The sequence below is a fragment of the Candidatus Accumulibacter sp. ACC003 genome (genome assembly GCF_907163085.1).
GTDB lineage: Bacteria > Pseudomonadota > Gammaproteobacteria > Burkholderiales > Rhodocyclaceae > Accumulibacter.
This window is the reverse complement of record NZ_CAJQTX010000008.1, coordinates 26,107-50,799: the sequence shown is the minus strand read 5'-3', so window position 1 is coordinate 50,799 and position 24,693 is coordinate 26,107. Positions and strand designations below refer to the sequence as shown.

The 24,693-nt window shown below is 63.3% G+C and carries 24 protein-coding genes and 3 pseudogenes; 23 read left to right on the top strand and 4 right to left on the bottom strand.

From position 1 onward, the window contains the following. Positions 1-180: 180 nt before the first annotated feature. Positions 181-801 (top strand): tetratricopeptide repeat protein, encoded by a 621-nt coding sequence (locus QZ656_RS18340; protein WP_291994735.1) that lies wholly within the window; start codon positions 181-183, stop codon positions 799-801. A 161-nt stretch (positions 802-962) separates the two neighbouring features. Here the strand turns inward: QZ656_RS18340 and nhaR are convergent, their stop codons facing one another. Beyond that, the gene (gene nhaR / locus QZ656_RS18335) at positions 963-1,874 is read right to left on the bottom strand and encodes a transcriptional activator NhaR (protein ID WP_291994734.1); all 912 of its coding nucleotides are present in this window, start codon (positions 1,872-1,874) and stop codon (positions 963-965) included. 106 nt (positions 1,875-1,980) lie between these two features. Between nhaR and QZ656_RS18330 the strand changes: the two genes are divergently transcribed. From QZ656_RS18330 to QZ656_RS18270, 13 genes and pseudogenes are all read left to right on the top strand, one after another. Next, the gene (locus tag QZ656_RS18330; RefSeq protein WP_291994733.1) at positions 1,981-2,994 is read left to right on the top strand and encodes a DUF533 domain-containing protein; all 1,014 of its coding nucleotides are present in this window, start codon (positions 1,981-1,983) and stop codon (positions 2,992-2,994) included. After that, positions 2,991-3,974: a TerC family protein gene (locus QZ656_RS18325; RefSeq protein WP_291994732.1), complete on the top strand. Its 984-nt coding sequence runs from the start codon at positions 2,991-2,993 to the stop codon at positions 3,972-3,974. Before QZ656_RS18330 ends, QZ656_RS18325 begins: the two co-directional genes overlap by 4 nt. A 149-nt stretch (positions 3,975-4,123) precedes the next feature. Continuing rightward, entirely contained in the window at positions 4,124-5,110 is a 987-nt protein-coding gene (gene floA, locus QZ656_RS18320; RefSeq protein ID WP_291994731.1) for a flotillin-like protein FloA, read from the top strand. Then, positions 5,094-5,441: a hypothetical protein gene (locus QZ656_RS18315; protein ID WP_291994730.1), complete on the top strand. Its 348-nt coding sequence runs from the start codon at positions 5,094-5,096 to the stop codon at positions 5,439-5,441. Before floA ends, QZ656_RS18315 begins: the two co-directional genes overlap by 17 nt. Continuing rightward, positions 5,438-6,013, top strand: a complete 576-nt coding sequence (locus tag QZ656_RS18310; RefSeq protein ID WP_291994729.1) for a YqaA family protein — start codon at positions 5,438-5,440, stop codon at positions 6,011-6,013. The genes QZ656_RS18315 and QZ656_RS18310 overlap by 4 nt, the downstream gene beginning before the upstream one ends. Positions 6,014-6,020: 7 nt before the next feature. Further along, entirely contained in the window at positions 6,021-6,926 is a 906-nt protein-coding gene (locus tag QZ656_RS18305; RefSeq protein ID WP_291994728.1) for an ion transporter, read from the top strand. Next, positions 6,923-7,807 carry a protease HtpX gene (htpX, locus tag QZ656_RS18300; RefSeq protein ID WP_291994727.1) on the top strand — a complete coding sequence of 295 codons (885 nt, stop codon included), beginning with the start codon at positions 6,923-6,925 and terminating at the stop codon, positions 7,805-7,807. The genes QZ656_RS18305 and htpX overlap by 4 nt, the downstream gene beginning before the upstream one ends. Continuing rightward, the gene (gene ccmE / locus QZ656_RS18295) at positions 7,804-8,250 is read left to right on the top strand and encodes a cytochrome c maturation protein CcmE (RefSeq protein ID WP_291994726.1); all 447 of its coding nucleotides are present in this window, start codon (positions 7,804-7,806) and stop codon (positions 8,248-8,250) included. Before htpX ends, ccmE begins: the two co-directional genes overlap by 4 nt. A 147-nt stretch (positions 8,251-8,397) precedes the next feature. Next, positions 8,398-8,931, top strand: coding sequence for a DUF6431 domain-containing protein (locus QZ656_RS18290; RefSeq protein ID WP_291991638.1), 534 nt, complete (start codon positions 8,398-8,400; stop codon positions 8,929-8,931). 129 nt (positions 8,932-9,060) lie between these two features. Beyond that, positions 9,061-10,002, top strand: a pseudogene (locus tag QZ656_RS18285) (DDE-type integrase/transposase/recombinase); the annotation flags it as partial. Between the two features lie 712 nt (positions 10,003-10,714). After that, a complete protein-coding gene (locus QZ656_RS18280) occupies positions 10,715-11,107 on the top strand; it encodes a hypothetical protein (RefSeq protein ID WP_291994725.1) in 393 nt (130 codons plus the stop codon). After that, the gene (locus tag QZ656_RS18275) at positions 11,104-11,697 is read left to right on the top strand and encodes a hypothetical protein (RefSeq protein ID WP_366522198.1); all 594 of its coding nucleotides are present in this window, start codon (positions 11,104-11,106) and stop codon (positions 11,695-11,697) included. Before QZ656_RS18280 ends, QZ656_RS18275 begins: the two co-directional genes overlap by 4 nt. A 151-nt stretch (positions 11,698-11,848) precedes the next feature. After that, positions 11,849-13,540, top strand: a complete 1,692-nt coding sequence (locus QZ656_RS18270; RefSeq protein WP_291994724.1) for a helix-turn-helix domain-containing protein — start codon at positions 11,849-11,851, stop codon at positions 13,538-13,540. Here the strand turns inward: QZ656_RS18270 and QZ656_RS18265 are convergent. Together QZ656_RS18265 and QZ656_RS18260 are read right to left on the bottom strand one after the other, a co-directional pair. Beyond that, entirely contained in the window at positions 13,482-14,339 is an 858-nt protein-coding gene (locus QZ656_RS18265; protein WP_291991636.1) for a DUF4338 domain-containing protein, read from the bottom strand. The two genes, QZ656_RS18270 and QZ656_RS18265, sit on opposite strands and share 59 nt — an antisense overlap. Next, positions 14,336-16,036 (bottom strand): IS66 family transposase, encoded by a 1,701-nt coding sequence (locus QZ656_RS18260; protein ID WP_291991655.1) that lies wholly within the window; start codon positions 16,034-16,036, stop codon positions 14,336-14,338. The genes QZ656_RS18265 and QZ656_RS18260 overlap by 4 nt, the downstream gene beginning before the upstream one ends. 60 nt (positions 16,037-16,096) lie before the next feature. Here QZ656_RS18260 and QZ656_RS18255 point away from each other — a divergent pair, with 60 nt between their 5' ends. The 7 genes from QZ656_RS18255 (at position 16,097) to QZ656_RS18225 (ending at position 20,407) form a co-directional block, all read left to right on the top strand. Further along, positions 16,097-16,726: a putative transposase gene (locus QZ656_RS18255; RefSeq protein WP_366522201.1), complete on the top strand. Its 630-nt coding sequence runs from the start codon at positions 16,097-16,099 to the stop codon at positions 16,724-16,726. A gap of 40 nt (positions 16,727-16,766) precedes the next feature. Further along, the gene (locus QZ656_RS18250; protein WP_291994722.1) at positions 16,767-17,681 is read left to right on the top strand and encodes a hypothetical protein; all 915 of its coding nucleotides are present in this window, start codon (positions 16,767-16,769) and stop codon (positions 17,679-17,681) included. Next, the gene (gene istB / locus QZ656_RS18245) at positions 17,671-18,435 is read left to right on the top strand and encodes an IS21-like element helper ATPase IstB (RefSeq protein WP_291994721.1); all 765 of its coding nucleotides are present in this window, start codon (positions 17,671-17,673) and stop codon (positions 18,433-18,435) included. Before QZ656_RS18250 ends, istB begins: the two co-directional genes overlap by 11 nt. An 87-nt stretch (positions 18,436-18,522) precedes the next feature. Then, positions 18,523-18,780, top strand: a complete 258-nt coding sequence (locus QZ656_RS18240) for a hypothetical protein (protein WP_291991757.1) — start codon at positions 18,523-18,525, stop codon at positions 18,778-18,780. Between the two features lie 244 nt (positions 18,781-19,024). After that, the gene (locus QZ656_RS18235) at positions 19,025-19,414 is read left to right on the top strand and encodes a Mu transposase C-terminal domain-containing protein (protein ID WP_291994720.1); all 390 of its coding nucleotides are present in this window, start codon (positions 19,025-19,027) and stop codon (positions 19,412-19,414) included. A 1-nt stretch (position 19,415) separates the two neighbouring features. Further along, a complete protein-coding gene (locus QZ656_RS18230) occupies positions 19,416-20,210 on the top strand; it encodes an ATP-binding protein (protein WP_291991614.1) in 795 nt (264 codons plus the stop codon). After that, positions 20,207-20,407, top strand: coding sequence for a hypothetical protein (locus QZ656_RS18225; protein ID WP_291994719.1), 201 nt, complete (start codon positions 20,207-20,209; stop codon positions 20,405-20,407). Before QZ656_RS18230 ends, QZ656_RS18225 begins: the two co-directional genes overlap by 4 nt. A gap of 395 nt (positions 20,408-20,802) precedes the next feature. Here the strand turns inward: QZ656_RS18225 and QZ656_RS18220 are convergent. Continuing rightward, a pseudogene (locus QZ656_RS18220) lies at positions 20,803-21,360 on the bottom strand (IS630 family transposase); the annotation flags it as partial. Positions 21,361-21,444: 84 nt separating this feature from the next. On the opposite strand from QZ656_RS18220, the gene QZ656_RS18215 reads away from it, so the two are divergent. Next, the gene (locus QZ656_RS18215; protein WP_291994718.1) at positions 21,445-23,247 is read left to right on the top strand and encodes a YCF48-related protein; all 1,803 of its coding nucleotides are present in this window, start codon (positions 21,445-21,447) and stop codon (positions 23,245-23,247) included. 535 nt (positions 23,248-23,782) lie between these two features. Next, positions 23,783-24,685, top strand: a pseudogene (locus tag QZ656_RS18210) (IS630 family transposase); the annotation flags it as partial. Positions 24,686-24,693 lie beyond the last annotated feature (8 nt).

Sequence of the window (24,693 nt, the reverse complement as noted above, 5' to 3'; positions counted from 1 at the left end):
ACCAACTGCCGGACGCACTCAACACAGCCGCCGCCAACCCTCTAGCCTGGCAAAGCACCGTCGCCGAATTGCGCCGCTACGGGCTGGCCGAGCGGATCGAGATCGAGGCGCTCGACGCCGGCAATGGCGACTGCGAGCACGCTTACCCTGCACCGACTGACTCAGCAGGTGGTGCGGGCGATGCTGACCGATGCCGCGCGCGATGCAGAGACGCTCCTGGTCGTGCTGCATGCCGCACTGCCCGAGCACGCTGCACTTCCTGCCGCCTGGCCGCGCTGTGCCGCACTTTGGCCGCACGCTGTGCATCTGGCGCCGCTCCACGGGCACTCTCCGCTGGATCCCGCCCGCCTGAGACGCCTGTGGGATCGGATTGCGACCTATCTTCAATACGGTCCCGCCCTGTATTCGCAGGCCACGAACCTAATCGAGCGGGCCCTCGCGTTGAGCCGCGAAGCTTTAGGCGACGAGCACCCGGCTACTACCCTCCCCTCGATGAACAACCTCGCCGAAGCGCTGAAGGCGCAGGGCGATCTGGCCGGGGCGCGGAAGCTCCATGAACAGACGCTGGCGATGCGCCGGCGGGTGCTGGGCGAGGAGCACCCGAAGACGTCGATCTCCGCGTGGAATCTGTTCGCCGCGCTCCTCCAGGCCGAGGACGCCGAGGCCGCCAGCGGAGTGCTCCATGAGCATCTGCTGTGGCTTGCCGAGAGCGATCCGGCAGGGCTTGGCGGCGATCAGCGAGAGATTCGGCGCAGGGTTAGGAAGCTTACCGGTCTCGACGACGGGGAATCGTCGTCGTAGTCGCACGACCGAGGCGGTTCGCCATTGACCTGCGCTTTCGCGCTTCGTGCTCACTGCCACTCGAGCCCTTCCCGCCATCCACTCCGGGGATGGGGCGTACGCTGTTGGAATGGTAAGTCGCGTACGCAACTTTCACATTAATCCCGCGACGCACTCTCTCTTCAACCGGCCTCGGGCAGCGTAGCAAACACCCCGGCCCGAGCGTTCTCGCTGACCGCCCGCGCAGCGGGGTGGGTCAGCCGCCGCTCGGCTGAAATGAGGAAAAATCGCTCGCGAATCTCCTCCGTTTCGCCGAGCTTGACGACCTTGTAGTGCGCCGTCACGTCCGCCACGCTGGCCGCTGGCGTCGGGAAGACGCCGGCGCCGGCTTCGCCGAAAGCCTTCATCAAGGCGCTGTCGTCGAATTCGCCGACGATACGCACACGCTTCCCGGTTCGTTCCAGCCAGCGCGGCAGGGCGCCGTGCAGAGCGCTATCGCGCCCGGGCAGCAGTAGCGGCGCGCCGTCCAGGCAGTCCGGGAAGCCGCCCGTCAGCCGCGCCGCCAAGGCCGGCGCCGCCATGAACGCCAGCGCCGACTCACCGAGAGGATGGCTGTAGCCCTTGATCTCCGTTCCCGGCGGCATCGGGCGATCGGCCAGCACCATGTCGAGACGGTGGATCGCCAGTTCCGCCAGCAGACGCTCCAGGCGGTCCTCCTGACAGATCAGACGCACTGGCGTGGGCAGCCCCAAGACCGGCGTCAGCAGGCGATGGGCGATGAATTTCGGCACCACGTCGGCGATGCCGATGCGGAAGGTGATGAAGCGCTCCTCGGCGCCATTCTTCAGCATGTCTTCCAGCTCGGCGCCGGTCTGGAAGATTTCCTCGGCGTAGGAGAGCGCCAGTTTGCCCGTTTCGGTTAGTTCCAGCCGCCGCCCGACGCGCTGGAACAGCGCCACGCCCAGCCGTTCTTCGAACTGCGAGATTTGCCCGGAGAGCGTCTGCGGCGTCAGATGCAGGCGCTCCGCGGCGCGGATGACGCCGCCCGAGCGGGCCACACTGACGAAGTAATGCAAGTGTTTGTAGTTGATCATGGCGCCTCCAATGTTCGTATTTTTCGATCGTAACGCGTGTTTATATATGATTGTTTCGAATATTGTCCATAGCCATAATCCAGGCCTCTACTGGAAATACAAAAGCATGAATCACGACGAACAAAAAGCAGTTCTGGCGATTGCGCTGTACGCCGCCTTCGCCGACGGCGTCAAGAACGACCACGAACGCCAGGAAGTGCGCCGCATCGCCGACGCCCTCGCCGAGCAGTCCGGCGCGCCCGACCTCGCCAGGCTATATCAGGACGTGCTGCTCAAGCGCCTGCCACTGGCCAGCGCTGCAGCAGCGCTGACCGATCCCGGCCAGCGTCAGCTCGCCTATGAAATGGCGGTGTGCGTCTGCGAGGCCGACGGACGCCTGGCCGATGCCGAGCGGCGCTTCCTGGCAACGCTGCAGCCCCTCCTCGGGCTCGACAGCGCTCAGGCGGCGTTGATCGAGGGGGAGGTCGACGACATCGTCGACCAGAGCGAGGCTGGCGCACCGGTGAACAGCGGCATCGCAGTCGCCAACACGCCGCCAAGCACGCTGGCGGCACAGCCGAAAGTCGCCGAAGCCGAGCTCGACCAATCGATTCTCAAGCACGCTCTGTTGAACGGTGCGCTGGAACTGCTGCCGCAGTCCTGGGCATCGATGGCCATCATCCCGCTGCAAATACGCATGGTTTATGGCATCGGCCGCGCCCACGGGGTCGAACTAGATCAGGGTCACATCAAGGAATTCATTGCCGCCGCCGGGGTCGGCCTGACTTCGCAATACCTTGAACAATTCGGCCGCAAGCTGCTCGGCGGGCTGCTCGGCAAGGCCGCCGGCAAGACCTTCGGCAAGACGGCGGGAAAGACCTCCGGCAAGGTCGGCGGCGCCGCCGTCGGCATGGCCTTTTCCTTTGCCACCACTTACGCGCTCGGGATGGTCGCCAAGCGCTATTACGCCGGCGGCCGGACGATGCACACGGCGATGCTGCGCGACGCTTTCCAGAACCTGCTCGGCCCCGCCAAACAGCTGCAGGCGCAATACCTGCCGCAAATCCAGCAGCAGGCCTCGACCCTGGACGCCGGCCAGATCATGGCGCTGCTGCGCGCTAGCACCGAGCATCCGGCATGAGCACCAACATCGACAGTTTCGCCACCGGCCCGATGTGGGCCGGCTTCATTGCCTTCGTGCTCGGCATGCTGGCGCTGGACCTGTTCGTCTTCGGTGGCCGCAAGGCGCACCGGGTGACGGTCAAGGAGTCGCTGGCCTGGGTGATTGCCTGGGTCTGCCTGGCACTGCTCTTTGCCGGCCTGCTCTGGTGGTATCTGAACGGCACGCAGGGCGCCGAGGTGGCCCAACGCAAGACCCTCGAATTCATCGCCGGCTACCTGATCGAACAATCGCTGTCGGTGGACAACATGTTCGTCTTCCTGATGATCTTCGGCTACTTCGCGGTGCCGCCGGAGCTGCAACGCCGCGTGCTGCTCTATGGCGTGCTCGGCGCCATTGTCATGCGCGCCGGCATGATCCTGGCCGGCGTCTGGCTGGTATCGGAGTTCGCCTGGGCCTTGTATGTCTTCGGAGCTTTCCTGGTGATCACCGGCATCAAGATGCTGATTTTTGCCGACCACCAGCCGGACCTGGAGAAGAACCCGCTGCTCCGCTGGCTGCGCGGGCATCTGCGCATCACGCCGAGCTTCCAGGGCGAATCCTTCTTCGTCCGCCAGAACGGCATCGTCTGGGCGACGCCGATGTTTCTCGTACTGATCCTGATCGAGGCCAGCGACGTGGTCTTCGCCGTAGACAGCATCCCGGCGATATTCGCCGTCACCACCGATCCATTCATCGTCTTCACCTCGAACATCTTCGCCATCATGGGCCTGCGCGCGCTGTATTTCCTGCTCGCCGGCGTCGCCGATCGCTTCCACCTGCTCAAGTATGGACTGGCCCTGGTGCTGCTGTTCATCGGCGGCAAGATGCTGGCGGCGCCGTGGTTCCACATGCCGATCCAGTGGTCACTCGGCATCGTCGGCAGCATCATCGTGATTTCGGTCGTCGCCAGCCTGGCCCTGTCGAAAGCCAAAACGGTCGCAACAGGCGAAGCCGCATGAGCCATGCGATCGACCTTCCTGCCCCTGCACTGCCGCTGTTGGGGTTCGCCAACAGCAATGAGTAGCCGCGGCTTCTGCGGCGATCGTCGTGCGGCGAATACCGCACATCGGCAACAAAGGACACCAAAATGATCGAAATCCTGAATGGCATGACCGGCGAACTGGGCATTCTCATGGTGGTGATGGCGGGGCTGGCCCTGGTGCTTTATCTGGTGCCCATCCCGCTGTGGATTTCCGCGTGGGCATCCGGGGCCTACGTCGGCCTCTTCACACTGATCGCCATGCGCCTGCGCCGGGTGCCGCCGGCAACGGTGGTGACGGCAAGAATCAGCGCGGTGAAGGCCGGCCTGGATATTTCCATCAACGATCTGGAGGCCCACTTCCTGGCCGGCGGCAATGTCGTGCGGGTGGTCAACGCCATGATTTCAGCGGACAAGGCGAACATTCCCCTGCCCTTCAAGCAAGCGGCAGCCATCGATCTGGCCGGACGCAATGTGCTCGAAGCGGTACAGATGTCGGTGCTGCCGAAGGTGATCCAGACGCCGAAAATCGCCGCCGTGGCCAAGGACGGCATCCAGTTGATTGCCGTTTGCCTGGTCACCGTGCGCACCAACATCAACCGCCTGGTCGGCGGCGCCGGCGAGGAGACGATCATCGCGCGCGTCGGCGAAGGGATGGTCAGCACCATCGGTTCTTCAGCGAGCCACAAGAGCGTGCTGGAGAGTCCGGATCACATCTCCAAGCACGTCCTCTCCAAGGGCCTGGACGCGGGTACGGCGTACGAGATTCTATCCATCGACGTCTCCGACGTGACGGTTGGCGAGAACATCGGCGCCAAGTTGCAGATCGACCAGGCCAATGCCGACAAGCAGATCGCCCAGGCCAAGGCCGAGGAGCGCCGCGCCATCGCCGTCGCGCTCGAGCAGGAGATGCGCGCGCGCGTCGTCGAATCCGAGGCCGAGGTGCCGCGCGCCATGGCCGAGGCTTTCCGCCAGGGCAACCTGGGCATCATGGATTATTTCCGCATGAAAAACCTGCAAGCCGATACGAGCATGCGCGAAGAGATCGCTGGCGCCGATAACGCGCCGCTGGCCACGCAGCGAAACCAGGAGCAAGTGCATGCAAAGCATCCCTGAGGAACTGCTCTATGTCCTGGTGTTTCTGGTCATTCTGGCGTTTCAGTACCTGACCAAGCGCTTCGGACCGCAGGCGCCGGAAGAGCCCGCTGGCGACGAGCAGTTTTCCGAAATCCCCGAGGAGCTGACGGACAGCGCGGCGGCGGCGGCGCTTGCCGGCATCGCCGACGACGCTCCTGGCCGCAGCGATGCGCCGGCCGTCGCGCCGGGGCGACGGCGTTATTCCCGGAGCTCGCTGCTGGGCAGCCGGCGCGCCGTGCAGGACGGCGTGGTCATGGCGACCATCCTTGGACCCTGCCGTGCTTTTGACCCGCACGATGTCCGCCAATGAGACTGTTTTCATCGCTCTATCGCCGGGCCATGGTCTGGTCCCGGCATCCGCACGCGCCCTGGTACCTGGGCGGCATGAGTTTTGCCGAGTCGTCGTTCTTCCCGATCCCGCCGGACGTGATGCTGGCGCCGATGTGCCTGGCGCAGCCGCGGCGCGCGTGGCGTCTCGCCCTGCTGACCACGCTGGCCTCGGTGGCCGGCGGGCTCCTCGGCTATGGCATCGGCTACTTCGCCATCGACGCTGTCCTGCACTGGTTGCAGGGCAGCCGCTATTGGCCGGCCTATCAGACAGCGGTCGACTGGTTCGAGCGCTGGGGCTTCTGGGCGGTGTTCATCGCTGGCTTCTCACCGATTCCCTACAAGCTGTTCACCATCGCCGCCGGCGCCCTGTCGATGGCCCTGTTGCCGTTCACGATCGCTTCGCTGATCGGCCGCGGCGCGCGTTTCTTCCTGGTCGCAGCGCTGATGGCCAGGGGCGGCGCGCGCATGGAAGCGGCCCTGCACCGCTATATCGACCGCCTGGGTTGGGCGACGGTGGCGCTGCTGGCGCTGGGCTTTCTGGTGTACCACTGAAACGGTCATGAATACCAACATCGATGACCACCTGCCAAGCGATGCCCGCCAGCGGCTACGCGCCTGGCTCGAGCAGCCGCGCGTGCAGAACTTCATCATCGCGCTGATCGTGCTCAATGCCGCCTTGCTCGGCCTGGAAACCTCGGCCAGTGCGATGGCGGCGACCGGCGGGCTGATCGCCGTGTTCGACCGGGCCATTCTGGCGGTATTCGTCGGCGAAATCGCCTTGCGCCTTTACGCTCACCGCGCGGCCTTCTGGCGCGACCCATGGAGCGTCTTCGATCTCGCCGTGGTCGCCATCGCGTTGCTCCCGGCGAGCGGGCCGCTGGCCGTGCTGCGGGCGCTACGGGTGTTGCGCGTGCTGCGTCTGCTGACCATGGTGCCGTCGATGCGACGCGTGGTCAGCGCCTTGCTGGCGGCGATTCCGGGCCTCGGCTCGATCGCCCTGGTGCTGCTGATCATCTATTACGTCTTCGCGGTGATTGCCACCAAGCTGTTCGCCGCGGCCCACCCGGAATGGTTCGGCGACCTCGCCCGCTCGCTCTTTACGCTGTTCCAGATCATGACCCTGGAGAGCTGGTCGATGGGCATCGCCCGCCCGGTGATGGAGAACTTCCCCTACGCCTGGACTTTCTTCATCCCCTTCATCCTGGTGGCGACCTTCACCATGCTCAACCTGTTCATCGCCATCATCGTCAACGCCATGCAAAGCTACACCGAGGCCGAGCAGCACGACACGAACCTGGCCGTGCAAGCGGCCCGCGAGCACATCGAGGCCGACCTGCACGCCGAGATGCGCAGCCTGCGCGACGAAATCCGCGCCCTGAAACCGATGCTCGCGGTCGGCGCAACGGCGCCGTCCGGCTTTCGCCAAACGCCGTCGCCAAACCTCACCGCCAAGGACAATCCATGAAACGCGTCGTGCTCTTCCTCGCCACCAACATGGCCATCGTGTTGGTGCTCTCCGTCAGCATGCGCGTGCTGGGTGTCGAGCCCTACCTGAACGCCAACGGGCTGAATCTCACGTCGCTGATGATCTTTGCCGCGGTCATGGGTGTTGGCGGTTCCTTCATCTCGCTCGCCATCTCCAAGTGGTCGGCGAAGAAGGCGATGGGCGTGCAGGTGATCGAGACGCCGGCGAACAGCACCGAGTTCTGGCTGCTGGAAACGGTACGCAGCTACTCGGCCAAAGCCGGCATCAAGATGCCCGAGGTCGGCATTTTCGACACGCCCGAGGTCAACGCCTTCGCCACCGGCATGAGCAAGAACAGTTCGCTGGTGGCGGTTTCCAGCGGCCTCTTGCAGCAGATGTCGAAAAGCGAGGCCGAAGCCGTCATCGGTCACGAAATCGCCCACATCGCCAACGGCGACATGGTGACGCTGGCGCTGATCCAGGGCGTGGTGAACACCTTCGTCATGTTCCTGTCGCGCGTCATCGGCCATCTCGTCGATCGCGTCGTTTTCAAGACCGAGCGCGGCCAGGGGCCGGCTTTCTACGTCACCATGATCGTCGCCGAACTGGTGCTCGGCGTCCTCGCTTCGATCATCGTCATGTGGTTCTCACGCCAACGCGAATTCCGCGCCGACCAGGGCGGCGCCGCTCTCGCCGGGCGGCCGCAGATGATCGCCGCGCTGGAGCGCCTGAACTCGCAGCATCCCGCGCCCCTGCCGGAAAAACTGGCGGCCTTCGGTATCAGCGGTGGCGGTGGCAGCGGCATCAAGCGCCTGTTCATGACCCACCCGCCGCTGGCCGAACGTATCGCCGCGCTGCGCAACAATGCCGGGCCTGCATGACGCCCCGACAGAAGCGGCTGGCCTTGATCGGTGGCGGACTGGCGACCCTCGCCGTCGCCACCGCGCTGGTCCTCAATGCCATGAACAGCAACCTCGTCTTCTTCTTTACGCCGACCCAGGTCGCCGCCGGTGAGGCACCCAGGGACCGTGCTTTCCGCATCGGCGGGCTGGTCAAGGAAGGCTCGGTCAAGCGCGACAACCTGACGGTGAACTTGGTCGTCACCGACACCGCCAAGGATATCCAGACGGCTTACACGGGCATCCTCCCCGACATGTTCCGCGAAGGAAAGGGCGTCGTCGCCCACGGCCAGATCGACGCCAACGGCCACTTCATGGCCAACGAGGTGTTGGCCAAGCACGACGAGAACTACATGCCTCCGGAAGCGCAGCACGCGGTCGACGAGGCGAGCAAAGTGCTACGTCCGCCGCTCTCCCGGGTCTGACGGCGCGCTTCATCCCGAGAACGGTCAGAGCGAAAGAAGGCGGCCTGCCTGAAGGATGTTGGGACGAAGTGAACGAAAGAAGGGCCGGGACAACTCTGCTATCGTGGGAAGTTATCAAGACAAACCACACAGCAAAGCGCCCAGCCCATGCAGCGAATTGTAGCCGGCATCGAGACGATCGAGCAGCATCTTGAGGCCATCAAGCAAACCCCCGAAGCGTATCGACCGCCGTGCTGCCCGCATTGCGGCCTGAAGATTCTCTGGCAGCACGGGCACTACGAGCGCAAGGCCGACCGGCGAGCCGGGCAGGATTCACTCAATCCGGTGCCGATCTGCCGCTACTGTTGCTCTGGATGTCGGCGGACGTGTTCGCGTCTGCCGGCGTGCATCGCGCCGCGCCGCTGGTATGACTGGTCAGTGCAGCAAGCGGTCCTGGCACAGCGGCTGAGCGGCGCGCCCGATCGCCCCGGCGCACCCGGCGCGGCGCCCGAGCGGCGCACCGCCGGTCGCTGGTGGGCCTGGCTCCAGGAGCGCCGCCTGCTGTTCGAGTTTCACCTGCGTGCTCGCTTTGCCGACCTCGGGCGGACGGTCGACGGCAGCGCTTTCTGGCGCCGGGTGTTCGAATCGATCGGCCTGGCACAGGCCATGACCTGGCTTGATCGGCAGATCAGCGTCCCGTGATGAACTGATTCCGAACGAGCGGCAGACGGTGAGGTCCCCGCCCGGGCGGGGACCCCACACAGTTTGCTCCTGTCATTAGAACGGCCGTTCTGGTTTGATCACCGCTCCGATTTATCACCAGGAGTGGTTATGAACCCGATTGATCCGAAAGCCCTGTTTCGCCTGTCCGTTCTCGGTCCCCTGATCAGCCGCGAGCGGCTGGAACGTGGCGAACTGCAACAGCTCCTCCGGGAGCTGGCCAGCCGCGAGTACGCCATCCCCGGCAGCCGTCGGCGCTATCTGAGCGAGAAGACGATTCAGGCGTGGTACTACGCCTGGCGCCTCCACCAGCTTGATGGCCTGACGCCCAAGCCGCGCGCCGACCGCGGCCAATCGAAGCTCCCGGCCGCCACCCAGGCGGCCATTCTCGCCGCCAAGCGCGACAACCCGCGGCGCTCGCTGTGCCAGATTCGACAATTGCTCGAAGCCACCGGCACCGTCGCCCGTGGCCGCCTGGCCCGGTCGACCATTCACCGTCTGCTGCAGCAGCACGGCCTGTCACGGATCACCGGCTCGGCCAGCCTGCCCGAGGAGAAACGCAGCTTCGTCGCCGCGACAGCGGGGGCGATCTGGTACGGCGACGTGATGCACGGCCCACGCGTGCCGATCGACGGCAAACTCGCCAAGAGCTATCTCGTATCGCTCTTCGACGACGCCTCCCGGCTGCTCACGCACAGCGCCTTCTGCCCCGGAGAAACCGCCCTGGATATCGAAGGCGTGCTCAAGCAGGCGGTGCTCAAGCGCGGCATTCCGCTCAAGCTGGTGGTCGATAACGGCGCCGCCTACCGCGCCGAGACGCTGCAAGGGATCTGCGCCCGGCTGGGCATCCATCTGATTCACTGCCGGCCGTACGCGCCCGAGGGCAAAGGGAAGTTGGAGCGCTGGCACCGCCGCTGCCGCGATCAGTTTCTCAGCGAACTCGATGAGCGCCATATCGCCAGCCTGGACGATCTCAATGCCCGCCTCTGGGCGTGGCTTGAACAGGTCTATCACCGCAGCCCGCACGCCGGTCTCGCCGGCATGACGCCGTTGGTGTCAGCGGCGTTCTGAAAGTCCGTTAATTCTGGCGGTTTGAAAGTCGTGTATTTTCTTCGTCGATCTTCTTCGACGGCTTTCCTCTGAAGGGTTTGCTGGCTCTTCTTCCTCGCTCTTCGCTCTTTTTCGTTCTTCGCTTTTCCTCCTTTCCGTCAGCGTGCGCGTGGGGCCTCGTAGCATGCCATGGCGTTGCATTATGCGGCGCAAGGAGGGCGAGCCATGGCGCACCAGGGACGGCACAACTGTTTGTTTTGCGGAGAGATCTTCCAGGCGGATGCGCGCAACGCGGGCCGCCAGAAGTACTGCGCCAAAGTGGACTGTCGGAAGGCAAGCCGGGCGGCGAGTCGTCGCGCCTGGCTCGCCAAACCGGAGAACCAGGACTACTTCCGCGGACCAGAGAATGTCGCGCGGGTGCAGGCTTGGCGGGCTGAGCACCCGGGCTACTGGCGACGACCACCCAAGGCAAGCGCTGCGGAGTCGCCCCCAACGCTTGCGTTACAAGAGGTCTGCCCGGTCCAAGCGCTTGAAATCGCTGAAGATTTCCAGAATAAGGCAGAAACGGCGTTACAAGATGTCTGGCGCGACCAACCCGCTGTTTTGATTGGCTTTATCGCACAATTCACGGGCAGTGCGTTACAGGATGACATCGCCAGGAGCACCCGCCAGCTGCTACAACTGGGGCATGACATCTTGGCGGGGAGGATCGGCGATGACCATCAAACGGGTGCTCTGTCCGGAACGGATGCGAACGATCCCGGCCCAGTTCAGCTGGGTCGACCACCGCCTGGTGCGGCAACCTTACCTCGATCGCTGTGATCCCCCAGCGGCGGCACTCTATCTGTTTCTGGTCACCGTCGCCGACGCCCAGGGGCGCAGCTACTACTCGGATGCCGTACTCGGCCGGCGCCTGTCGATCGGCCTTGCCCGGCTCAGCCAGGCACGTGGCGACCTCGTCCACGTCGGCCTGATCGCCTATCAACGCCCGCTCTACCAGGTACTGGCGCTAGATGCTGCCCGGCGCATCGAAGCGGACGAACTGGCAGCGGACGAGATTGACATCCGAATCGGTCAGCTGCGCGCTGCTCTGGGACGGACGCCATGATCGACTACGAAACCTACTGCAAGATCAAGGATCACCACGATCGGCAGCAGCTGACCATCGCGCAGACCGCCCGCGCCCTCGCTCTGGATGCGGACACGGTGGCGAAGTGGGTCGGCGTCGCGCAGTTTCATGCCCGCCAGTCGCCACCACGCAGCAGTCGCCTCGACCCCTTCAAGGCGCGCATCGTTCGCCTGCTGGAAAGCCACCCGTACAGCGCGCAGCAGATCTTCCAGCGCCTGCGCGAGGAAGGTTTTACGGGCGGCTACACGATCGTCAAGACGTATGTACGCAAGGTCCGGCCGGTGCGTCGGCCCGCCTTTCTCAAGCTCTCCTTTGCCCCCGGGGAATGCGCCCAGGTTGACTGGGGCGAATACGGCAGCATCGCGGTCGGCTCGACGCGTCGGCGACTGTCCTTCTTCGTCATGGTGCTGTGCTACAGCCGCCTGATGTACGTCGAGTTCACCGTCTCGCAAACCATGGAGCATTTCCTCGCCGCCCATGAGCACGCCTTCACGGCGTTCCGGGGTTGCCCAGCCCGCTTGATGATCGACAATTTCAGATTTCCTGATCCCGGCCGGGAATGTAGGTAGAATTCCGGAATTGCACGTGGCACTTTATTTTGACGGCCATGATTTTCTTATGGCATAAACCAAGCTTCGCTAGGAGTGCAAGGAGGAGCAGACGTTGAGGCAATCGTGGCTTCCAGGGTTTCCGGATGGTGCGCAGAAAGTGGGAGAAGGGTTGGCGATTCTGGAGAAGGATGGCCAAGCGATCTACTTTGTTGGGGGAGACAATTACTTCTCGCACCCCGTAGGAGACGACGCTGGCCGCAGGTTCGCTCTGACCAGCCTGATGGAGAACGGGCACGTCAAGGCGGTCGAACTGGAAAGGCCACCGCTGTGCATCCCGCACCGCACGCTGATGAACTGGGTGGGACAAAGCCGCAAAGCCGGGCCATCGTCTTTCTTTCGACCGGCGGCGGCGAGCCGGCCGCGGATCATGACGCCGGACAAGAGTGCCGAATGCGCGCGGCTGTTGAGCGAGGGAAAGCGTCCTGCCGAAGTGGCACGGCAGGTGGGCGTCCAGGAGTCGACGCTGCGCAAGGCGATCCGGCGCCAGGGCGTGCCGCAGTTGGCCGCCTTGCCGCAAGAGGCAGGGGAGTTGGAAGCGGCGAGCACCAAGAGTGAGCGCAGCCGGGCGGATGCGGAAGCCGCCGCGGGGATGGGCACCGCCTGCACGCGCGCCGACGAGCGGATCCAAACGGCGCTGGGATTGGCGACCGGTGCGACGACGCGCTTCGAAGCGAGCCACGATGTGGCGATGGGGGGGCTGTTGGCCGGCTTGCCGGCCTTGTGCGCGAACGGGCTACTGACCGGCCTGGATCGCCATCTCAAGCTGCCCCGGGGATTCTACAGCGCCTTGCACATCCTTCTCGTCCTCGGCTTCATGGCCCTGGGGCGAATCAAGCGGCCGGAACATCTGCGACAAACCTCGCCCGGAGAACTCGGCAAAGTCATCGGCCTGGACCGGGTACCGGAAGTCCGCACCCTGCGGGAAAAGGTCCATCTGCTGGCCAAGACGGGTGACCCGGCAGCCTGGATGCGGGATCTCGCGAAGCTCTGGATGGAAAGTGAGCCAGAAGAAGCGGGTTACCTGTATGTCGATGGTCATGTTCGGGTGTATCACGGCGAGCAGGCCAGGCTGTCGAAGCGCTACGTCTCGCGCGAACGCCTGTGCCTGCGGGGCACCACCGACTACTGGGTTAACGATGCCCTGGGTCGCCCGTTCTTTGTGGTTTCGCAGCCGCTCAATGACGGACTCGCCGAGACCCTGCTCAAGGACATCGTCCCCCAACTGCTGGAGATTGTCCCGGGACAGCCGACGCCGGCCGAACTGGACGCCGACCCGACCCTGCACCGGTTTGTCATGGTCTTCGATCGGGAAGGGGCCACCCAGAGTCTCCTCGGCAGACTCTGGAAACAGCGCATCGGCGCACTGACCTACCGCAAGAACGTCAAGGACCTCTGGTCCGAAGAGGTGTTTCAGGAACAGGAAGTCCATCTGCCGGCAGGCGGCAGCACCGGGATGAAACTCGCCATGCGCGAAACCCGACTCGGCACAGGCGATAGCAGCCTGGCCGTGAGCGAAGTTCGTCGGCTGACCCAGACGGGACATCAAACAGCCGTGATCACGACCGCCCGGCAACTCGGAAACACCACCATCGCTGGGCGGATGTTCGCCCGTTGGTGCCAGGAAAACTACTTCGCGTACATGATGGAACACTATGATATTGATGGACTTATCGAGTACGGAGACGACTCTCTTGTAAGTATTCGGCCAACCCGTAGCGCGCCAGCGCCATTGCCGAGGCGGGTTAGCGGCAGAGGACTGATCGGAAGGCTCTGTGAAGGGGGTAGAGCCAGATGTCCTTGATCGGGAGGATGGACTTGCTGGTGGGGCATTTCTTGCCTCGCCCGGCGGTTTGACCGACCTTGATCCAGTTGGCGGCCTGGTAGCAGGTGCCGCGATGGCGGGGCGTCTCGACGAAGGTTTCGAGCAGTACGGGGCGGTAGCCGTAGCGCGCCAGCCAGTCCTTGGGCAGTTGCCGCTGCATAAGCGAGAGGATCTTGGAGGCCAGGCCCTTGCACTGGATCCAGGGCAGGATCAGAAAGCGGGCATTGTTCACCACCAGTTGCAGGTTCCTTTGTCGCTGCTCATCGTGCCAACCGATGAATTGCTCGCGCGCGGCGAGTTTCCAGGCGCTGGCGCCGAAGCTGAGCAAGGCGACCAGGGTCTCGCCGGCGAAGACGAAGTAGCGGCTCTGACTGCCCGCCATGGGCGTGTGGCCGAGATAGTGGTAGCGGGCGATGTACTCGTTCCACAGACGCGAGTTCGCCGAACCGACGACCTGATGCAGACGCAGCGGCGGCAGTTCATGCACCGGCTGAGTGAGCAACGGTTGTGGATCGGTGGCGTGAGTAGGCAGATACTCGGGTTGGCGAGGAGCGGCCCGTCGTGCCGCCGGCAGGGTGAGCAGGCCGTCGGCCTGCATACGCAGCATGGCCACCCGGCAGGTCATATCCTTCAGCTCGCCATTGGGCTTACGCCAGTCGAAGAGCTCACACACCTGGCGCGACAGTTGCGCGCGGCTGCTGCCAGGATGGGCTTCGATCAGGCGGCAGAGGGCCTGCAGTTCGTCGTCGGTAAAGTGACGCCCGCAATAAGGCTTCACGAGCTATCGATGGGACGGCTCTGATCGACCGGGATGCCACGCATCTGAGCCAGTCGATCGGTCGCCATCGCCCAGGGCAGAAAGGCACTCAAGTCCGTCGGCGGCAGGTTGCCGTTGGCGGCGCAGGCCTCCAGATACGCCGTCAGCCAGGTGCGCGGGTTGATTCCCCACAAGCGCAGCGTCAGCAGCAAGCTGAACATCGTCGCGGCGAGTGCGCCGGACCAGAGACTGCCCGACCCATAGAAGTTCTTGCGTGCGACCACCGGCGTGCGCTGTGCGCGCTCGGCGGCATTATTGTCCATCGCCACCTCGGGGCGGTCGACAAAGACGGTCAGGCCGGACCAATGTTTGCGCATGCTTCGCAGCACCTTGCTCGCCGGCATTTTGAGCGCCGGGTTCGCCAGTTCGCTTTCCCGTTGACTGGCCATTTGCGTGATCGCCTGCCGCAAGGCGCGGTCGCGTTCGGCCCACTGTACTGGGTCGCTACGGACTTCCAGGCGCCGTCCATTCAAGTGGTAGAGCTGAGCGATCTGCTCGACCCAGGCCAGTGCCCAGTCCGCGAGCTCCGGATGGGCGTTGGCCAGTTCCAGGAAATCACGCCGCTGATGTGCCCAGCAGAAAGCCAGAATGAAGTGGTCAAGGACTCGCGCGAGCTTCTTGTAGGCCGAATAGCGATCACAGATGATGACTCCTCCGGCGCTACCGGAGAGCTCCCGGATCGGCACCGCCGCCGAGCGGCTCGGGTCGAGCACGAAGTGGATGACCGATGGGCCGTGGAACACCCAGAAATACCAGCGATGTCCGACCTTCCCTTCGGTCTCGGCAAAGACCCGCCAGCGGGTCTCGTCTGCGTGCCACTGTTTCTCGCTGCGTAGTTGGCCAAGCAGTGCTTCTTCAAGCGGCTCGAACAGCGGTGCCAAGGCACGCAGTCCGCCGGCCACCGTTCCTGCCGAGAGCGTCAGTCCGTGGTCGGACAAGTCTCGCAGAAGCCGATGCGTCGGCTGGCCGTACAAGAACTTCGACAGCAGCAGGTGCACCCAGATCGACACGCCGTACTTTCCACGCGGGATCAATCGTGCCGGCGGTGGCGCGGTCAGAATACCCCGCGCGCCCGAACACTGACAGGTCCGCCGGTAGCGCCGCCGGCAGATCTTCCGGCGGTAGGCCTTGACCTCGATCTCGAGGACTTCACTGTCTTCCGTGCCGGGAAAGTCGACGTAGCCCAGACCACAGTCCGGGCAATGCGGGCAGTCGATGTCGATGACCTCGATCTGCGTCGGCAAGTGACTTTCCGGGTTCCGCCCGTGACCCGCTGCTCCCGGTTGCTGACCTCGAGCTCGCGACGATTTTTGGTCCGCCGCCGGGTTCTTCTCGGCTCCCGAAGAGCGTTCTGACTTGCGACCAAACAGGCGTTTTTGCAGATCGCGGATCTTGCCCTTGGCCTGCTCCAGTTCGCTGCGCAAGGCCGCCTCGCGCGCCGCCGCTTGCGCCATTTCCACCCGATGAGCTGCCTCCGATTGCGCCAACCGAACCAGCGCTTGTCGATGTTGGCTCCGCCAGAAGCTGGCCTCCCAACGGAGCTTGATTTCCTGCTCCTTGGTTAGCGTCACCAACACCTCGGCGAACGGCGCCACTTGGCGGTGACTTGCCGCCGATCCTCCGCCAATGATGTCCGCACCCGTGTCCATGCGCCGCATGGTGCCGGATTTCCGCTGCTGTGTCCAGTCCAGATTTCCGGTCTACCCGCCAATCGCTGACTGAACCACGCCGACCAAAAAAGCGGGGGCTACGGGTTCACCGAATACTTACACTCTCTTCCCGGCACTCACCAGGTCGTCAACCCCCGCTGGCGGGAACTCGACAAGGCCGTCAGGCAAACCCGCCAGAGCGAAAGAAAACTGCAGGCCGCAATCGCCAGGACGGCCTTGAACGACGGCGGCGAAATCCAGAAAAACGCCGAGTCTGTCGAAGCACTGCAGGCCGTTCAGGAGGAGCTCAAGCGACTTTGCGCGGCGCGCAAGGCAAGCCCCCGAAAGGTGACGATCGACAGTCTGCCCGAGACCGAGCGACCGACCCAACTGCCGCCGCTGAACAAGATGCTCTGCGATACCGTGAAAATGGTCGCCTACCGGGCCGAGACCGCCATGGTGGCGCTATTGCGCCGCCACTTGAAGAAGGAGGACGACGCACGTGCGCTCATTCGCGAATTGTTCGTTTCTTCCGCTGACATCGAACCGAACGCGCTAGCCAACACCCTGACCATCAAAATTCACCGGATGGCCAGCCCAGCTCATGATCGCGCTATCGCCGCGCTCCTCGAGGAACTCACCCTGCAAGATTTTCCGCATCCGGAAACCGGGGCAAGAATGACCTTCACTCTTGTCTGAAGTGCCAACCCGGTTTCCTCCGAGATCAGGAAATCTGAATTTGAAATCGGCGGTGCTCGCCCGCGTCGTCGGTGAGGCGCCGCTGTTCAATCCGCGCTACGTCGATTTCGCTCGTCATTGGGGGTTCGAGATCTCGGCGTGTAACGTCGGGCAAGGCCACGAAAAAGGACGCGTCGAAAACGGTGTGGGTTATGTCAAAAAGAATTTCCTGAACGGTCTGGAGCTTCTCGACTTCAGCGCGGTGAACCCGGCCGCCGAGCTGTGGCTGGCGAGCATCGCCAATGTTCGCATCCATGGGGAAACGCACCAGCGACCCGTCGACCTGTTCAAGGACGAGCAAGCGAAGCTGCAGTCACTCAATCCGATGCCCTACGACATCGCTCGCATCCAGAGTCAGCGCGCTTCCAAGCAGTTCCGTGTGGCGCTCGAAGGCAACCACTATTCGGTCCCCGCCGAGTTGGCGAGTCAGCGGGTGACGCTGAAGGCGTACCCGGACCGGGTGTGCATTTACCACCAGAACAAGCTCGTCGCCCGCCATGTCCGCAGCTACGATCGCCGCCAGGATATCGAGGACCCCGAGCATCCGAAGGAGCTGCTCGCGCAGCGGCGAAATGCCCGTGAGCAGCGCTTGCTGGTGCAGTTCCTGAGTCTCTCGCGGCACGCATCGGCCTATCTGGAGGGCATCGAGCAACGCCGCGTGAACTCGCGCCATCACCTGCGCAAGATCGTCGCCTTGAGCGAGATCTATGGCGCCGACGCCGTCGACCGGGCGATCCAGGATGGCATTGCCTTTGCCGCCTACAGTAGTGAGTACGTCGCCAACATCCTGGAGATGCGGGCCCGCGAAATCCCGGCGGCCGGTGCGCTCCATCTCACCCGCCGCCAGGACCTCCTGGAAATCGAGATCGCCGCACCCGATCTCTCCCTTTATGAGGGGCATGGCCATGCGCACTGAAGCTTCCGGCACCGCGGCAAGCGAGGCCTTACGCGTCCAACTGGCGAGCCTGAAACTGTCGCATCTGGGCGAGCACTTTGAATCCCTGGCGCAGCAAGCGGGCGCCGAGCAGTGGTCGCACGTCGAGTATCTGGCGCGCCTGATCGAAGGGGAGGCGCATGCCCGTGAAGATCGCAGCATCCAGCGACGCGTCGGGCTGGCTCGATTGCCGGTGCTCAAGACGCTCGATCAGTTCCAGTGGAGTTGGCCGACGAAGATCAACCGGCCGCAGATCCAGAATCTCTTTCGCCTGCGTTTCATCGAGGACAAGGGCAATGTGATCTTCATGGCCAATGTCGGCCTGGGCAAGAGCCATCTCAGTATCGCGCTGGCCCACACCGCCTGTCTGCACGGCTACCCGGTGCTGTTTACCACGGCGGTCGAGATCATCAACTCGCTTTCTGCCGCGCAGGCGCAGGGTGGCCTCAAGCGCGAGCTGCGCAAGTATCTGCAGCCGCGACTGCTGGTCGTCGACGAGCTCGGCTATCTGCCCATCGACAAGCATGGCGCCGATCTGCTCTTCCAGGTGATCAGCGAACGCTATGAGCGCGGCGCCTTGGTCATCACGACCAATCTCGCCTACAAACATTGGTCGGAAATCTTCAACCACGACAGCACGCTGACCTCAGCGCTCCTCGACCGCCTGCTCCACCATGCCGAAACCGTCATCATCGAGGGCAAGAGCTATCGCATGAAGGACCAGATCGAGCCATGACTGGCACCATTTGCCGGCCGATCTGCGCGCACCTGTCGTTCGCCGGTGCCAATCCGGTCGGCGTTACGCGGTAACGGACGAGCGCTCATGGCGACGACTTCCGCAGAAAGGCAGCGAGCCTATCGTGCCAAGCGACCCTGCGCCGGCGAAAACGGCGAACGCCGTTTGCAGGTATGGGTCTCGACCGCGACGGCCCTCGCTCTGGCTCGCTTGGCTCGCCACGCCAGCGTGACGAGACGGGCCTTCCTGGAAAAGCTCATCCTCGACGCCGATCGGATCACCACGCGGGCGATGAGCGACGAGGTCTTCGATCAGTACTTCGCGTTACCGCGTAACAAGCGGTAGTTCGCCGCCAGTCTGGCTACCGCCCGTCGCAGATTTCTGTCGACGGGCGATTGCACGCGTCCGTTAGCCCGTTGCGTTTCGAACCCGGCGGCCAGATCCACCAGGGCGAAACATCTCCTCATCACGACCACGATCTATAGCTCGAACGACCCGATTGAGCCGCCAATCGTCGCTCTCTCGGCCACTTTACAGGCACGAATTTCAAACCGCCCATTTCCACCGAAATTCACGCCGCCGCGCACAGTTGGCGCGTTACCAGCAGGACCTGTCCAGGATTCGTCCGTTGGGGCCGTTGGCGGCAAGCCTCGATGCCCTGTTCCAGCATCGCGTCACGCGACTGGTTCGCAAAGATGGCACGGTATCGTATCAGGGACAACGCTTCGAGGTGCCCTTTGAACTGTCGGGTAAAACGGTGTCTCTGGTGGTCGATCCGCATACCGAGACGGTGATCGGCGTCGAGGACGAGCAAGGGGAATCGATCGGTGCGGCGACGCCACTCGATGCGCTGGCCAATGCCACGCGCCAACGACGCTCGCCTGACCCGGCGGACGCTAGCCAACCCCAGAAAGGGACGAGCGGCCCGAATCTGATCGAGCAGATCTATCAGCAGTACTACGACCCCGAAGGAGAGTGAGGTGGACCTTCAACACTTTGGTTTGCGGCATCCGCCGCTGGGCAAGCAAGCGGCCGAGCTGTGGGATGACGGTACGCTGGGACAGTTGGCCGAGCGCTTTGCCTGGTTGTTGCACTCGCCCGGGGTCGGCCTGATCACCGGCGAACCCGGGGTGGGCAAGACGGCGGCCTTGCGCCAATTGACCCGTGGCCTGAATCCGCATCGTTATCAGGTGATCTATCAGGCGGAGACCGACTTTGGTCGGCTGGATATCTATCGCGGTCTGGCACGGGCGCTGGGTGTCGAGCCGGGGTATCGGCGGGCGCAGCTGTGGCGCGATCTGAAGGAGCGGATTCTGCAGTTGGTCGATAGCCGTCAGCTGATGCCGGTGTGGATCATCGATGAGGCGCAGAATCTGCCGCCGGAGTTCTTTCGGGATTTGCCGGCCTTCCTCAACTTCGCCTTCGATACGCGCGATGTGATGGCGGTCTGGTTGATCGGCCATCCGACACTGGCGCAAACGCTGGAGCGGGCGCCGTACGCGGCGCTGGCGGGGCGGATTCAGGTGCGCGTGCAGCTCAAGCCGGTGCTCGAACGCGAGCGCTTCGCGCAGCTGATCCAGCACAGCCTGAAGAGTGCCGGTTGTACCAGTACGCTGCTCAGCGATTCAGGCCTGGAGATCTTGCGCCAGGCGAGCAAGGGCTTGCCGCGGCATGCCGGGCGAATTCTGCGCACGGCGATGCGCCTGGCGGTGCCGCGTGGCCTGAATCATTTGCCGGACGATCTGTTGCAGTTGGCGATCGAGGAATTGCGATGAAGCGCCATCCGGCTCTCCCGCTGTTCCCCGATGGGCTCTCCGATGAAAGCGCGGCAGCGCTCAGTGAATTCCTTAATCAGCTCGCCGCCGCATGCGAAAGCCCCTACTTCGTGCAGCTACGCCGCTATCACCAGCGGCAGATTAATCTGTACGATCCCGAAGCCCCTTGGCGGACGCCACCGCTGCCGCCTCGGTAGGGCCTTCATCCCACGCTGCCGCCGGGATCTCAACGCTCACGAAAACTGACCCTTTTTCGCTCACGGAAATTGACCCACCGTTGGCGCGCGCCAACACCCAGGTTTTCGCCTCGGAGCGGGGTCAAGGGCGGGCTGCGGTTTTTGCAGCCCGGCGCAGCGTACCCTTGACGCCGTGTAGAGGCGAGTACGCTCGGGAATGACTGTGTGCGCGGCATTTTCGTGCGCACAGCCATGACGACTAGGCGGGTCCGGTTTCGTGAGCAAAAGTGGGTCAATTCCTGAGAGCGTCAAGGCGGGATCTCTCTTCCGCTTGCAGCGAGGGACTCGGCCATCGTTTCAACCTCGAAAAGCTTGGGCCAAGGAGTCTGGATTACGGCCGGACGTAACACGCGCCGACGCTCCAGAGCCTGGATCGAGGGTTTCTCGTCGACGCTCAGGACCAGCGCGTTTTCAGGTGGGTTAAGGTACAACCCGATGACATCCGCTGCTTTGGCGGCGAACTCTGGGTCCGTGCTCACGCACCAGGAGCGATGCCGCTGCAGCTGGATGCCCTCCCGACGCAACACGCGCCACACGGCATCGTCCGATACTTCCAGCGCCTTCGCCAGCGAACCACCATCCCAACTTGCCATACCTTCCGGCGGTGTCCGTTCGAGTTGCGCCAGAATGCGGTCACGCAGATCCTGCCCGTACTTCGCCGGCTTGCCCGGCCGCGCAGCATCACGCAAGCCCGACAAACCATGCTCGGCAAAGCGCCGACGCCACAGCCCCACCGTGTTCGCACGTACGCCAACTGCGCGGGCAACCTCGTCGTTTCGCAGACCCTCCAAACAACCCAGCACGATTCTCGCTCGCTCGGCCAAGCGAACCTCGCCACTGCGACTCCGTGACATACGCTCCAATTCCTCCTTCACCTCCGCTGTGCAAGACAGCGCCACCGCCACACGTCCCACCACATCTCCTCCACCACGAAGCAATGGAGAAGCATGATAGTTACTACCGGTTAATAATGCAATTAGACACTAGATGTATTCCGCATGGGCACGTGGATCGCGTCCGAAGACGCCATTCGCGAGAATGTCGTGCAAATCCTGGAGCGAGTGACGGGTGCAGGCGGCTCGGTCACGATGCCGCCAAACTACCTCTTGGGTGACGAGGACGCACCCGCAGCCTACCGAAACCCGGAGGGCAGCTGGACCTCGGCGCGCGTGCAGGCATTCATCCAATGGGCAGCCTCTGTCCACGGTCGCCCCTTCGACTGCCCCGAGCAGGTAACTTGGCACGGAACCATTCGCGGGATGTTCACTGCACGGGATATTAGCTGCATGCTAACGATGCGTGGTCTAAACCTCGGTCGCTACGAGCAGGTAAAAGAGCAGGGCGAAGTGATCTACCGATCCGTGAAGAGCGGGTCCATGCCGCCCGGCCAGCCATGGGCGCCGAAGCAGATCACGTGCTTCCGCAAATGGCTCGACGCGGGATGTCCCGTGGGGGAGCCGCAGCCCATGCCTTTCCACTGGACACCGACGGGCGCTCCGGACGCGAGTTCCCGCTACGACGATATCTGGTTTCTGGACAAGGACACTGGATGGGCGGTGAACAGCAACGGGCATATCCTGCATACAACAGATGGCGGTGACTCCTGGAACCGCCAGTTCCAGACGCCGCTGGTGAATGGACGCCCCATCTATCTTCGCTCGGTGGCATTCGCCACATCCCGACGGGGGTGGGCAGGAACCATCTCTGCCGAGCAGGTGCTGTTCGACACTGAAGATGGTGGCCAGAGCTGGCGGGCGGTCAACAACCTCCCCTCAGACGCACCGGTCAAGATTTGTGGGCTATCCATCGTCGACGAGAACACCGTGTGGGCCTCCGGTACAAACGAGCCGGATGACCCAGCACGGGTGATGAAGACGACCGATGGTGGAGCTACTTGGCAGGTCTTCGACATGTCGGCCAACGCAACCCTGCTCGTGGATATCTACTTCTTCAATGCCGAGCGGGGTATGGTAGTCGGGGGGCTCGATCGATCCGGAAAGGGCGAGCCCTCCCGATCTGATGTCCAGCCGGTGATCCTCTACACCGATGATGGAGGCACGACTTGGCGCGACCGCCTCGCCGCCACGGTGGATGAGTATCCTCGAGGAGAGTGGGGCTGGAAGATCCATTGGGTCAACGACGATGTCGGTTACGTCTCGCTCGAAAACGTCAACGCCGGAGCCATCGCCAAGAGTGTTGACGGGGGGCAGACGTGGGTACGGCTGGCTATAAACGACCCCCAGACCAACGCAAATCTCGAAGGCGTCGGATTCATTGATGAAAACCGGGGCTGGGTAGGTGGCTGGGGCGACGACACATTCACCGGCGGCTTCACCAGTGCCACTACCGATGCGGGCGAAAGTTGGGCGAATGCCAACGAGGTTGGCGCCTTCATCAACCGCTTTCGCTTTTTCGGCGACCCTGTGCACACTGGCTATGCAAGCGGTCGCACCGTATATAAGCTGACGGTGGGCGCACTTCCGAAATCCAGCCCCCCCGGCATCCCCTGCGCAAAGATGCTGACGACGACTCAGCCGGCATCCTTCGATGGCCCTATCGGAATCGAATTGACCATTCCCAAGGGGGCTCGCCATGCTGCGCTGCACGTCTGGAATCAGTTTGGACGCTTGGTGCGCACATTGGTCGACGACGAGAGCCCCGCTTCCGGGTTCAGGCATTTGGAGTGGGACGGCGACAACGACGGCGGCGAAGGTCTCCCCGGGGGGATATATGTTTACCGCCTGACGGTCGACAACGATGCGGAGAGCCGCGTCGTTCGGCTGCGCAGGCCTGGGACATAGTAATGAAAGCTACTACGGTCCACGGTGGCGGTGTGGCCGGATGCACTGTCGCGTTACTCTTGGCAACAGCTGGGTGGCGGGTGGCTCAGGTACGCCAGCCCACACACAGCGCACCCATTATCGGACTCTCGCCGGCGGCTGAGCGCCTCCTTGCTGACCTGTGGGGGCCGAACATTCTCGTTGATGCGTGGAGGGTCGCAGAACGCGAAGTGCACCATGATGGCCATCGACATGGCATTCAACAGGTTCGCACGCCTGTCGTCGACCTTGCCGTATTGGCAACACGTATGGTGGCGCGCCTGAAAGAGTTGGGCGTTGGCGACCAACCACTCGACTCCAGCAAAACGATCGACGCCACGGGGCGTGGAGCCCGAGTACTGCGCCAACAACCAGAGGTACAGCGCATCCGCGCAGATGATCGCTGGGCTGACCAAGCATATTTCGAGTTGAGTGAACACAATGCTAGTGTCTAATTGCATTGTTAACCGGTAGTAACTATCATGCTTCTCCATTGCTTCGTGGTGGAGTAGATGTGGTGGGACGTGTGGCGGTGGCGCTGTCTTGCACAGCGGAGGTGAAGGAGGAATTGGAGCGTATGTCACGGAGTCGCAGTGGCGAGGTTCGCTTGGCCGAGCGAGCGAGAATCGTGCTGGGTTGTTTGGAGGGTCTGCGAAACGACGAGGTTGCCCGCGCAGTTGGCGTACGTGCGAACACGGTGGGGCTGTGGCGTCGGCGCTTTGCCGAGCATGGTTTGTCGGGCTTGCGTGATGCTGCGCGGCCGGGCAAGCCGGCGAAGTACGGGCAGGATCTGCGTGACCGCATTCTGGCGCAACTCGAACGGACACCGCCGGAAGGTATGGCAAGTTGGGATGGTGGTTCGCTGGCGAAGGCGCTGGAAGTATCGGACGATGCCGTGTGGCGCGTGTTGCGTCGGGAGGGCATCCAGCTGCAGCGGCATCGCTCCTGGTGCGTGAGCACGGACCCAGAGTTCGCCGCCAAAGCAGCGGATGTCATCGGGTTGTACCTTAACCCACCTGAAAACGCGCTGGTCCTGAGCGTCGACGAGAAACCCTCGATCCAGGCTCTGGAGCGTCGGCGCGGCTATGTCCAAACCAGTAGCGGAAAGGTGGTTCAGGGACTGAAAAGCACCTACAAACGCCATGGCACGGTCAACCTGTTCGCCGCCCTCGAAGTGGCCACCGGCGTCATTCGAGGCAAGACTACCCTAACCAAGAAGCGCGCTGATTTCCAGGCCTTCATGGAGGAGACCATCGCTGATGAACCCGTCGACCGTGAGATCCACGTCATCTTGGACAACCTCAACACGCACAAGAAAAACGACGAGTGGCTCGCCGCTCACCCCAACGTCACCTTTCACTTCACGCCCACCAGCGCCAGTTGGCTAAACCAAGTGGAGATTTGGTTCGTAAGCGTGCAGCGCACCCA